This window comes from Nocardia huaxiensis, assembly GCF_013744875.1.
Taxonomy (GTDB): Bacteria; Actinomycetota; Actinomycetes; order Mycobacteriales; family Mycobacteriaceae; genus Nocardia; species Nocardia huaxiensis.
In genome coordinates this window covers 1,451,685-1,463,948 of the sequence record NZ_CP059399.1, presented here as the reverse complement: position 1 = coordinate 1,463,948, position 12,264 = coordinate 1,451,685, and the positions used below count along the sequence as shown (strand labels likewise).

Sequence of the window (12,264 nt, the reverse complement as noted above, 5' to 3'; positions counted from 1 at the left end):
GAACTTCAGTCGATGCGGCGGCGATGTGCCCAGCGGGTCAAGGCGTTTCGATTGGACTGCTGGGTTTTACGCAGCACGTTGGACGAGTGCGTCTCCACGGTTTTCACCGAGATGAACAGGGTTTCGGCGATCTCACGGTAGGTGTAGCCGCGCGCCAGCAGCCGCAGGACTTCCAGCTCACGCGGGGTCAGTGAGTCGAGTTCGGGGTCCAGCGGAGGTTCGGGAACCTGCGACTTGCCGGTGAAGGAGTCGAGCACGAAACCCGCCAGGCGCGGACTGAACACGGCGTCCCCGGACGCGACGCGCCGAATGCCGTCCGCGAGTTCGGGTCCCGAAATGGTCTTGGTGACATAGCCGCGCGCACCCGCGCGAATCACCGCGATCACATCCTCGGCCGCGTCGGACACGCTGAGCGCCAAGCACACCGGGCCCTCGTCGATGCCCTGCAGCACCGCGACGCCGCCGCCATCGGGCATGTGCACGTCGAGCAGCACCACATCCGGTCGCGTCGCCTTGATCCCGGCGACGGCCTCCCCCACGCCGCCCGCCTCGCCGACCACTTCCATATCGGTTTCCCGGCTCAGCTCCGCCCGCACCCCGGACCGGAACACGGCATGATCGTCGACCAGAAAGACCCGGACGCTCACCTAATCTCCTCACCTGACACGGACATCCCCGACTACAGCTTGCCGCACCCGTCTCACAGTTGCGCGGTGTCCGACCCCGCAGGTTCGGTGACATCCTGCTGCACGACCAGCCGGTCCTCCGCCCCGTCCTGGCGCGGCAGATAGATGCGCACCTCGGTGCCGCGGCCGGGCGCGGACTTGATTTCCACTGTGCCGCCGCGTCGTTCGATGCGCGCGTGAATGGATTTCGCCAGCCCCTGCCGATCCGAATCCACCGCGTCCGGATCGAAACCCTTGCCGCGGTCACGCACGAAGATGCTCACCTGATGCGGCTCCACCTCCGCGAACAGATCGATGGACGGCACCCCCGCATGCTTGGCGGCATTCACCAGCGCCTCGCGGGTGGCGCCGAGCAGCGCGGTGAAATGTTCCTTCGGCAGGCCGGTTCCGCTGTCGTTGAGATCCATGGTCACATCGCCGACGGTCACCGGCGTGACCTTCACCCCGTGCTGATCCTCCACCTCACCGGCGATGGTGCGCAGGGCCGCGGCCAGACTCGAATGCGCGGGCCCGGCATCGTCGAACAGCCACTTGCGTAGCTCGCGCTCCTGACTGCGCGCCAGCCGCACCACCTCTTGCGGATCGTTCGCCTGCCGCTGGATCAACGCGAGGGTCTGGAGCACGGAATCGTGCAGGTGCGAGGCGATCTCCTCGCGCTCCTCATTGCGAATCACCGCCGCCCGCTCCGCATTCAGCGCCCGCACCATGCGCAACCACAGCGGCACGGTGAGCAGCCCGGCGCCGATCAAGGTCACCGCCACCGCCAGCAGCGAGGACCCCAGCGAGCTCAGATCGATCCGCGCCAGCACCACCACGCCCAGGCCGAACACGATCAGCGTCACACCGCCGACGATCCGCGCCCAGGTGACCACATTCGGTTTGGCGGGCAGCCCGAAGACGGATTTCGGCCCCTCCGCGTCGAATTCGCGCCACACCAGCGCCGCACCGATGGCCACCACGATGATCGGACCCACCACATGCGCGGCCGTCCCGTTGAACAGCCACGCCATGGCGACCGTGGAAGCCAGACCCAGCAGAGCCAATCCGATGGCCTGCCGCCGCTCCGCCGCCGACGGCTTCACCGCGTCCCCGCCGCCCGGCGTGAAGATCCACAGCAGCCCGTACGCGACGGTCCCCGCCCCGAACAGCGCCGACAGCAGCACGAACGCGATGCGCACCTTCAGCACATCGACCCCGAGATGATCGGCGAGCCCGCCCGCCACACCGCCCACGACCCGTCCGCCGGAACGCCGCGTCAACTTCGGCGGCTGCGGCAGCGCGGTCACCCCGCGACCGGAGTCGAATGAGGGCACGGACGGGTACATGCCTTCGATAGTGGCATGCCGCTCCGACAGTCGGCATCAGGTAAGACCCCCATTCCGTCCCTGAGCGCCCGGCTTGTCCGGTCCGGACGGAAAACCGGCCGCCACCAGGCCGGATGGCGGACTCTCAGATTCGGTGCCGGACGATTCTCAGCTTCGGCGGGACCAGGTTCTCAGCCGGACCGGATGGCCGCGTCCGCCGGAGCCGAACCGTCCTGGCCGGACCGGATAACCGGTCGCACCCGTCCCTACCAGCGATTTCACCGCCTGCTCGAGGTCGAGGCGCTCGGCCGCACCCCACCCCGCTCCATACCTTTTGAGCAGGACATCGACTCCCACCGGAGACGGTCCCCCGGAAGCCACCACGGCATCCGGATCAGTCGGAACAAGGTTCGGGGAGGAACCACCATGAACATCAAGACCGCCGTCGCCGCCGCCATGACCGCTGTCGGACTCGCCCTCGGGGGACCACTGGCCGCACAGTCGCTCGCCGGCCCGCTCGCCCCGCACGAGAAGACCACTGTCGCCCCCAACGGCATGTCGGTCACCGTCGGCCACTACAACAACGCGGCCCGCGCGGTGACCCCGCTCAACTTCATGCCCACCAGCCGAGAGGTGTACCTGGACAACACCTCCTACGGCCGGATCGACGGCGATGGCACCGGCACCATCGAATCCGGCTACTTCTTCGCCTGCGCCGTGGATATGGACGTCAGCTTCACCATCTCGGCCAATGCCGGCATCGATCTCGGCTCCACCATCGGCGTCTCCGCCGGAGCCACCATGGTCACCCCGACCGCCAGCGTCGACATCTCACCGTCGATCGGCGCGAGCATCGGCATGACCCTGGGCCTGGCCCCCGGCGAAATCGCCCAGGTGACCCGCGGCACCAAGGACATCCCCGCCGGCGGCACCGCCTACATCACCGAGAACGACTACCGCCTGACCGTGAACAACTGCGCCGGCCCCCTCACCGTCCAGGCGTACACGATCATCGAGGCCACCTCCCCCGAGGCGGACGCAGCCGAATGGGTCATGGGCGACCCCTTCGTCCTGTAACCGGCGAGCAGCCTCGATGCCTGGTGGCGGCGCAATAGTGCGCCGCCACTTCGGCATTCGGCGTCCCAGACGACTACAGTTCGACCTCATGCTCGTGGGGGACCAACCGAATATCGAACCGTCGTCGGTGAGGGAAACCGCCGATCGCCAGTCCCGCTCGCCCCGGGGCCTTTTCGCCCAGCGCTTCACAGAACTCTATGCGGCGGCGGGCAATCCGACCCTGCGCCGCGTCGCCACCGCGGCCGAAACCCGTATGCGCGCCGCCTCCGGCAACCGCCCCACCGGCGCCTCCGCCCAGCGCATCAGCGACTGGAAGGCGGGCCGAAATGTCCCCGCCCGCTTCGAATCCCTGCTCCCGGTCGTCCTGACGCTCATCGACCTGGCCCGCAAACAAGACACCCCGCTCCCCCGCCACCTGGCGGAACCCAAAGAGTGGCAACGCCTCTGGCACGCCGCCACCACGTGGAACCCCGAGGAAGAGGACGAAGCGGCCTGCCCATACCTGGGCTTGAACTCCTACCGACGCGAGAACCGCGACCTGTTCTTCGGCCGCACCCGCGCCGCCGCCGATCTCACCGCCCTGGTTCGCGAGGCCACCGGAATCATCGCCGTGGTGGGCGCCTCCGGAGCCGGAAAATCCTCGCTGCTGGCCGCCGGACTCGTTCCCGCTCTACCGGATTGGGAGGTCGTCTCCCTGACCCCCGGCCCGCATCCACTGCCGGCCCTCCTACATGCCGCGACACCACCGGACTCGGCAACTCCCGCACCGGCGGAGCCGGAGACCGAGCCCGGCCGCCCCCGACGCATGCTGGTCATCGACCAGTTCGAAGAACTGTTCACCCTCTGCGCCGACGAGGCCGAACGCGAGCAGGTCCTCGACCTCCTGCACGTCTGCGCCACCCGCCCCGTCGACCCTCTCGCGGTGGTGATCGCGATCCGCGCCGACTTCTACGCCCACTGCCTGGCCCACCCCGCACTTCAGGAAGCCTTGGAACACCGCAGCTTCCTGCTCGGCCCCATGCGCATAGACGAACTGGCCCAGGCGATCACAGGCCCCGCCCGCAGCGCCGGGCTGGAACTCGAGCCCGGTTTGGAAGAACTCGTCGTCACCGAACTGTGCGGTGTCGGCGATCGCCCCTCCCGCACCTACGACCCCGGCGCCCTGCCCCTGCTCTCCCACGTCATGGCCGCCACCTGGCAGCACCGGGAAGGCCGCCGCCTCACCATCGCCGGATATCGCAAGGCGGGCGGCGTGGTCGGCTCGGTCGCCGAGACGGCCGAACAGGCTTGGAACGAACTCGCTCCCGCCCAGCAGCATGCCGCCAAGGCGATCCTGCTGGGACTCGTTGCCGTAGGCCAGGATTCCCGCGATACCCGCCGCACCGCCCCACGCCGGGAACTCCTCCACCGCGCACCGGACCCCGAAGACGCCGCCGCCGCACTGGAATTGCTCTCCCGCACCCGCCTGATCACCCTAGACGCGGACACCGTCGGCCTCACCCACGAAATCGTGCTGAGCGCCTGGCCCCGCCTGCACGGCTGGATCGACGAGGACCGCGTCGGCTATCTGGTCCGTCAGCGGCTGGACGCCGATGCATCGGAATGGGCTGCGCAGGATCGTGATTCATCCCTGCTGTACCACGGCACCCGCCTGCAGAACGCCCTCGACAATGTGGATCCGCCGCCGGCCAGTCCGCTGGCACGCGAATTCCTCACCGCTTCGGGCCTGGCGCGCAACAGGATCCGCCGCCGCTCCTCCCGCACCAGAGCGGTGCTGGCGGCACTCGGTGTGGTGCTGCTGGTCCTGGGTTTCGCCACTTACACCCAGACCCAACTGGCCCAGCAACGCCGCGACGACAAGAATTTCACCACGGTACTGGCCGAGGCGGATCGGTTGGCCGCCACCGACCAATCACGGGCCGCGCAGCTGTATCTGATAGCGGAACGCCTGCGCCCGAACGATTCCGAGGTGCGGGCCCGAATCCTGCAAACCCAGAATGTGCCGCTCATGCAGCCGATACTCGGGCAGCCCGCCGACATTTCCGGCGTGGCTTATCGGGCGGACGGAGTTCTCGCCGCCATCGGCTTCGACGACGCGCTTCGGCTGTGGGACGTCCAAGACGCTCGGCATCCTCGCCAGCTGGGCACACAGATCGATGGCGTGCGGATGGCCGGTTTCAGCGCGGACGGATCCCGAATGGTGACAGCGGGATACAGCGAGGACATCAGGCTGTGGGATGTTCGAGATCCATCGGCACCGCGTGAAACCGCACGACTACCCGGATTGTCCGCGAAGACCATGAACGAACCGGTGTTCGTCGGAAACGACCTGGCGGTCTTGAGCACCACACAATTCACACTGTGGGACCTGAGCAATCCCTCCGTGCCGGTGCGCGGACCATCCCATCGGCTGTTCGACGACACCCGCCCGGATGAATCCGGGGTGGTCGTCAGCCGCTTCGAAGCCAGCCCCGACGGTAGTCTGCTGGCCATCATCAGCAGCCCGGGCACCGATGTGACAGTGAAAACGATCCAGCTGTGGGATATCCGCAATCGTGCCGCACCGATCAAACTGACCGAGCGCCTCGTCGCGGACCAGACCGCCATCGGTGACATGGTCTTCAATCCGAGCGGCACCCTGCTGGCAATAAGCAACGAAGTCCAGATCTCGCGCCAGTTCATCGGCTCCAGGGCCACGGTAGAACTGTGGGATGTCGCCGATCGCGCACATGTGAGCCCCCTGGGCACGCCTCTGAAAGCGGAGGACGGCGATGTTCCCGCACTGACGTTCAGCCCGGACGGCACCACCCTGGTCGTCTCGTCCGGTTCCCGCACGGCGCTGTGGAATGTGACCGAGCCCGCCGATCCGGTCCTGGTCACCGACCAGCTCGTATTCGACTCGGGGAGTTGCCGATATCCCGACAACAGCACCTATCTGTGTTCCAGCTCCGCGAGCGACCTCGGTTTTTCGCCGGACGGGCGCACCCTGTACGCCAGGGACTCGAGCGGCAAGCTTGTCGTCTGGTCGCTCCCACCGTCCGTCTTGACGGGACACAGCGGCTACCTGACGACGCCGCAGTTCGATGCCACCGGAGACCGGATGGTGACCGGATCGGCCGACGGACGGATCATCGTGTGGGACATCAGTACTCGACAACGCCCCACTCGTGTCGGCGAATACCGGATGCCGGCGGACTACTACTCGATGTCGCTCGCCCCCGATGGGCGCACCCTGCTTGTGTCGACCGCTCGAACCGTCAAAACATCGGTATTGGATCTGTCCGACCCCACCCGGATCCGGTCCCGGGGCGACTGGTCGCTGCCGCCGCAGGATTCCAGTCCGCCGTATCCCATCGGCGACTGGAGTTCGATGGCGCGCATCGACGAGAGTGGGGCCCTGCAGATCTGGAGTCTCGCGGACCCGATGCGGCCGGTACTCCTCACCACTGTGCCGGTCGATCCCCGCTACTCGTGGGTATCCATCGACATAGCGGGCCAGACATTGATCGCCCAGCAGCGCGATCTAGCCAGTAATGGTGAACTCATCGTCACCAGGTGGGATATCAGCAACCCGGCCAACCCCACCGCGCTGGGTGAAGCATTTCGGCATCATGAGGGCGTTGCTCACTTCAGCCCCGACCAACGTGTCATGGTTATAACGGCCGCCGAAAAACTGCAAAGCTGGGATATCAGCGATCCAGCCCGGCCGCAGCCGTTGGCCGATGCGTTCGCCGTCCACACCTCAACCACATGGACGGTCGACTTCACCCCCGACGGCCGCACCATGCTTACCGCCAGCGTCGACGGCGCGCCACAACTGTGGGATTACACCGATCCTGCCGATCCCCGCCGAATGGGTGGACCCCTGATGGATGTCGGCAAAGAACCCTGGGACGCTCGCTTCCATCCAGACGGCCGATTCGTGGTGGGGAACGGTTCGAACGGCGCGTTGCGGTTCTGGGATCTGGACGAACAGCACATGATCGACCGCATCTGCACCGCTACTGGGAACCCATGGACGCCGGAACTGTGGCGGCGCTACCTCCCGGACCTGGACTACGACCCGCCTTGCGACTGACTCGCTGGAAATTGCTCGCCTGCGCGGCAATTCGGCTTCACGGCTGTCTCGGGCCGCACTCACGCCTCGAGTTTCAGGTGGCGATTCAGGGTGATCCCCGATGCGATCGGGGGCGGGGCGGCAGGACGATGGATGCATGAATTCAGCGAGCGACTGGTCCAGCAGCGCCAAACCGGGCGGCAGCTTCAGCGATCAGATTCATGATTTGTGGGCGACGCGGCCGGTGCGACTGCCGCAGCACGGGCCGGTCGCGGGGGTGGCGGCCGGGTTCGGGCGGCGGTACAACGTGGATCCGGTGGTGGTGCGGGTCGCGTTCGTGGTGTCGGCGCTGTTCGGTGGGGCCGGGATCGTGCTGTACCTGCTGGGGTGGCTGTTGCTGCCGCAGTCGGGGGATCAGACGTCCGCTGCCGAGTCGCTGTTCGGGAAGGGGCAGAGTTCGCAGTCGTCGTCGAAGACCGTGGTGCTGCTCGTCGCGCTGGGCATCGCGGTCACCACGGTCGGGCCGGTGGGGGCCGGGCTGGGCGGATCGGGGCTGATCAGCTTCGCGCTCATGCTGGCGGGGTGGTGGCTGCTGCACCAGCGGCAACCGCGGCCGCCGGTCGGATATCTGGAGTGGATAGCCGATGATCCGGCGCTGGCCGGCGGGTTCCCGAGCGCGAATTCGCCCTACTGGACCGGATATCCGGGGACCATGGCCCCCGGGAGCACTACGCCGTTCGAAACCTATGGGCCGTATACGAAACTGCCCGACCAATATGAGCCGGACCCGGATCGGCGGCAGGCGCAGACGCAGACGCAGGGCGATGATGCACAGGGCCCCGGCACCGCGGTGCTGCGCACGGAATCCACTGCGGTCGAGGCGGTTCCGAACAAGGCGGAGGGACCGGATGCCGACGCGGCGACGGTCGTCCTCCGGAAGGCCGATGCGGAACCGGCCGCCGACAACACCGAAACCGAAGTCCTGCACAAGGACTCGTCGGGTGACGAAGGTTCGGACGACACCGGCCCTGATGACGGCAACCCCGCGCCGGATCTGCTCAAGAAGCCGCGGGATGACGGCAGATCGCCTGTCCTGCATCCCATTCCTCCGGTCGCGGAGCGCCCGTACACCGGCTACGCCCCCGCCCCGATCTCCCCCGAATTCGGCCCCACCCCGCCCGGCTGGGATCCGCTCGGCGTGGCCCCGCTCGCCTGGGATCTCCCCGATCCCACTGCGACAGCGCAACTTCCGGTGCAGGCTCCCCCGCGCAAACCCCGCTCCCGCTTCACCCCCGTGGTGCTCGGCCTGGCCCTGCTGGCGGCCGCGGCGGCCGGCTCGGTGGCCGCCTCCGGCTCCGACTGGATGACCCCGGGTCGCATCGCCGCCGCCGCGCTGGCGGTGGTCGGCATCGGCCTGGTCCTCGGGGCCTTCCTGCGCCGCGGCCACGGGCTGATGGTGCTCCTGGCTCCCCTCGCCGGGTTCGTCATCCTGGCCTCGCTCATCGGGCCCATCGAATGGGACGAGACCACCATGGGCGACCAGTCCTGGACCGCCACCACCGCCGCCGACCTGCGCCCCGCCTACAAGGTGAACATGGGTTCGGCCACCCTCGACCTGAGCGCGCTGAAGCTCACCGAGGACCGCACCACCACCGTCACGGTGGGCGCCGGCGAAGCCAAGGTGATCCTGCCGCCGAACCTGCGCGTGAACACGACCTGCAATGTGCGCATGGGTGATTCGAATTGCCAGAGCGGCATGTCGGGCCCGGACTCCGGTCCCGTCCTCAACCTGATCATCAATGTCCGAATGGGAGATGTGGAGGTGACCCGTGGCTGACAAGAAGACCCGCCGCCCCTCGTTCTCGCTCCTCTTGGCCGGAGTCCTGGCCGTAGCGGTGAGCGTCTGGGCCTTCATCGGCCCCAACTCCTGGTCCGTCTCCGGCGGCCTGTCCCTCGGCTGGGTGGTGGTGATCGCCGCCATCGTGGTCGGCGTAATCCTGGTCCTCTCGCCCCGCAAACGCCACGACGAATAACCCTGTCCCCCAGAACGGTTCGGCCTCCGGCACGGGGAGACCGAACGGAAGGGCCCGGATCCCAGCGGATCCGGGCCCTTCACATGTCCGCTCCCCTCCAGGTGCGACAGCGGACGGGTCACCGTGCGGCTGACGCGAAGGGCCCCCGATCCGAATGGATCAGGGGCCCTTCGTCTTACGCGTCAGCGGCCGGCGCTCACTCCCATTCGATAGTGCCCGGCGGCTTGCTCGTCACGTCGAGGACCACGCGGTTGACCTCCGCCACCTCGTTGGTGATGCGGGTCGAAATGCGTTCCAGGACTTCGTAGGGCAGGCGGGTCCAGTCCGCGGTCATGGCGTCCTCCGAGGACACCGGGCGCAGGACGATGGGGTGGCCGTAGGTGCGGCCGTCGCCCTGGACGCCGACGCTGCGGACGTCCGCGAGCAGGACCACCGGGCACTGCCAGATCGACTTGTCCAGGCCGGCGGCGGTGAGCTCCTCGCGGGCGATGGCGTCGGCCTGACGGAGCAGTTCGAGGCGGTCGTGGGTGACCTCGCCGATGATGCGGATGGCGAGGCCGGGGCCCGGGAAGGGCTGGCGCGCAACGATTTCCTCGGGCAGGCCGAGCTCGCGGCCGACCGCGCGGACCTCGTCCTTGAAGAGCAGGCGCAGCGGTTCGACGAGGGAGAACTCGAGGTCGTCGGGGAGGCCGCCGACATTGTGGTGCGACTTGATATTGGCGGTGCCCGCGCCGCCGCCGGATTCGACGACATCCGGGTACAGGGTGCCCTGCACCAGGTATTCGACCTTGCTCTCGCCCTGCTCACCGACGACCTGAGCGACCGCGTCCTCGAAGGAGCGGATGAACTCCCGGCCGATGATCTTGCGCTTCTCCTCGGGGTCGGTCACGCCCTTCAGCTCGCCCAGGAACTTGTCGACCGCGTCCACGGTCACCAGCTTGGCGCCGGTCGAGGCGACGAAATCGCGCTGCACCTGCTCGCGCTCACCCGCGCGCAGCAGACCGTGATCGACGAACACACAGGTGAGACGGTCACCGATGGCACGCTGCACCAGGGCCGCGGCCACCGCGGAGTCGACACCGCCGGACAGACCGCAAATCGCGTGGCCGTCGCCGACTTGCTCCTTGACCTGATTGATCAGGGCGTCGGCGATATTGGCGGGCGTCCACTGCCCGGGAATGCCGGCCATCTCGTGCAGGAAGCGGCTCAGCACCTGCTGGCCGTGCGGCGAATGCAGCACCTCGGGGTGGTACTGGACGCCGGCGAGCTTGCGGGCGCGATCCTCGAACGCGGCGACCGGAGCGCCCGCGGAGGTCGCGGTGACCTCGAAACCGGCGGGCGCGTCGGTGACCGCGTCACCGTGGCTCATCCACACCGGCTGCCGGGTCGGCAGACCGCCGTGCAGCACACCGCCGTCCACACTCAGATCGGTGCGGCCGTACTCGCGGGTCCCGGTGTGCGAGACGGTGCCGCCGAGTGCCTGCGCCATGGCCTGGAAGCCGTAGCAGATGCCGAAGACCGGCAGATCCAGATCGAACAGCCGCGCGTCCAACTGCGGCGCGCCCTCGGCGTACACGCTGGACGGGCCACCCGAAAGGATCACCGCGAGCGGCTGTTTCTCCGCGATCTCCTCGACCGTGATGGTGTGCGGGACCACCTCGGAGTAGACGCTGGCCTCGCGCACCCGGCGCGCGATCAGCTGCGCATACTGCGCACCGAAGTCGACTACAAGGACTGGTCGCTGGGTTTCTGCCACCTGAACAGTCTAAAGAGCGACATACACCACAGCGCCTCCGGGGAACACCTGCCGCACGCGCCCCACCCCAGCCGAGCGGATTCCCCGGGCTTCCACTGCACCGGCCGACCTCGCGTGCCACCATCGGCAGACGCGTGACCTGTGCACTTCCGCTGCGGCCGCGGGCATCGCGCCCGCCGGGCGGGCTCATGCGAGGAGCCAGGCCGCACCGCGCGAATCACGCACCGGCGGGCCCGCTCGGTCCGTCCGAAACCCGCTCGCGCGGCACATGTTCGGCGCACAGCCCAGGCGACACCGTAGTGGACGGACGCACACGGCGATAGAGCCTGTCGCCCGCTGCGGCGAGGCCCTTCGGCCTGTCGCCGGAGGCCACCCGGCACAGGTTGTGGCGGTGGCCGGAAAAGCCCGCCGAATTGTCGGTTGCCGTGGCTATTCTCTACCCGTGCCATTCGCCCGCGCGATCGATGCCGAAATCCATTACGAGGACAGCGGGGGCAACGGTTCGGTAGTGCTGCTCGGGCACGAATTCCTCATGGACCGAACGATGTTCGCGTCGCAGACGGCGGCGCTGACACCGGAGTTCCGGTTCGTGTCCTGGGACGCGCGCGGGCACGGCCGCACACGCGACAAGGGCCTCCCGTTCACCTACTGGACCTGCGCCCGCGACGCCCTGACCGTGCTGGATCAGCTCGGCGTGGAACGGGCGGTGGTGGGCGGGATTTCGCAGGGCGGGTACATCGCGCTGCGCACCGCGCTGCTGGCCCCCGAACGCGTCGCCGCGCTCATCCTCATCAGCACCGAGGCGCACTCCCCGACGCGGCAGGAACTCGCCAATGCCCGTCGCTTCCTGGACAAATGGCACGAGAAGGGCCCGCGCCAGGCGCTCGCCGAACACCTCGCGCACTGGCTCATCGGCGAAGACGACTGGTATCGCGCCGTCTGGGTGAAACGCTGGCTCGCCCGCGACCCGCACGCCACCGAGGTGGCCGCCGGCTGCCTGCTCGGCCGCGACTCCATTCTCGACCGACTAGCCGAAATCACCTGTCCCACACTGGTCATCCATCCCACGCGCAGCGGCATCCCACGCGCCCACGCCCGCGAACTGGCCGACCGCCTGCCCAGCGCCCGCTACCTGGAGATCGAAGGCGCACGGCAGACCGCGAACATGACCCACCCCGTCACCGTCAACACGGCTATCCGCGAATTCCTGCGCGAGCACACGATCTCGCGCTCCCTCACCCCATCCCGCTTCCGCACCGGCGAAATTCCGGTGCGCACGGGCGAAATCGCCGTGAACCCCGACCACTGACCGAGCAACGGGCCGAAACAACAAGCGCTCGTATCGCGACAA

General features: G+C 68.0%; 8 protein-coding genes. 5 read left to right on the top strand and 3 right to left on the bottom strand.

Annotation, left to right across the window (positions count from 1 at the left end):
* Positions 1-5: 5 nt before the first annotated feature.
* Positions 6-647, bottom strand: coding sequence for a response regulator (locus H0264_RS06525; RefSeq protein WP_181583126.1), 642 nt, complete (start codon positions 645-647; stop codon positions 6-8).
* A gap of 53 nt (positions 648-700) precedes the next feature.
* Positions 701-2,011 carry an ATP-binding protein gene (locus tag H0264_RS06520; RefSeq protein ID WP_181583125.1) on the bottom strand — a complete coding sequence of 437 codons (1,311 nt, stop codon included), beginning with the start codon at positions 2,009-2,011 and terminating at the stop codon, positions 701-703.
* Between the two features lie 405 nt (positions 2,012-2,416).
* Between H0264_RS06520 and H0264_RS06515 the strand changes: the two genes are divergently transcribed.
* From H0264_RS06515 to H0264_RS06500, 4 genes are all read left to right on the top strand, one after another.
* Entirely contained in the window at positions 2,417-3,067 is a 651-nt protein-coding gene (locus H0264_RS06515) for an MspA family porin (RefSeq protein ID WP_181583124.1), read from the top strand.
* An 88-nt stretch (positions 3,068-3,155) separates the two neighbouring features.
* Positions 3,156-7,145, top strand: coding sequence for a WD40 repeat domain-containing protein (locus tag H0264_RS06510; protein WP_181583123.1), 3,990 nt, complete (start codon positions 3,156-3,158; stop codon positions 7,143-7,145).
* Between the two features lie 136 nt (positions 7,146-7,281).
* On the top strand, positions 7,282-8,961 hold the full coding sequence (locus tag H0264_RS06505; protein WP_244976118.1) for a PspC domain-containing protein: 1,680 nt from the start codon (positions 7,282-7,284) through the stop codon (positions 8,959-8,961).
* Positions 8,954-9,157 carry a hypothetical protein gene (locus H0264_RS06500; protein WP_181583121.1) on the top strand — a complete coding sequence of 68 codons (204 nt, stop codon included), beginning with the start codon at positions 8,954-8,956 and terminating at the stop codon, positions 9,155-9,157. The genes H0264_RS06505 and H0264_RS06500 overlap by 8 nt, the downstream gene beginning before the upstream one ends.
* A 196-nt stretch (positions 9,158-9,353) precedes the next feature.
* Here the strand turns inward: H0264_RS06500 and guaA are convergent, their stop codons facing one another.
* Complete coding sequence (gene guaA / locus H0264_RS06495) at positions 9,354-10,913, bottom strand: glutamine-hydrolyzing GMP synthase (protein ID WP_181583120.1); 1,560 nt, start codon at positions 10,911-10,913, stop codon at positions 9,354-9,356.
* A 442-nt stretch (positions 10,914-11,355) separates the two neighbouring features.
* On the opposite strand from guaA, the gene H0264_RS06490 reads away from it, so the two are divergent.
* Positions 11,356-12,222 carry an alpha/beta fold hydrolase gene (locus H0264_RS06490; RefSeq protein WP_181583119.1) on the top strand — a complete coding sequence of 289 codons (867 nt, stop codon included), beginning with the start codon at positions 11,356-11,358 and terminating at the stop codon, positions 12,220-12,222.
* Positions 12,223-12,264 lie beyond the last annotated feature (42 nt).

Bases quoted from the DNA above. Each gene is read 5' to 3' on its own strand.
- H0264_RS06510 (WP_181583123.1), top strand. From the start codon at position 3,156: ATGCTCGTGGGGGACCAACCGAATATCGAACCGTCGTCGGTGAGGGAA.
- H0264_RS06505 (WP_244976118.1), top strand. From the start codon at position 7,282: ATGAATTCAGCGAGCGACTGGTCCAGCAGCGCCAAACCGGGCGGCAGC.
- H0264_RS06520 (WP_181583125.1), bottom strand. From the start codon at position 2,011: ATGTACCCGTCCGTGCCCTCATTCGACTCCGGTCGCGGGGTGACCGCG.
- H0264_RS06515 (WP_181583124.1), top strand. From the start codon at position 2,417: ATGAACATCAAGACCGCCGTCGCCGCCGCCATGACCGCTGTCGGACTC.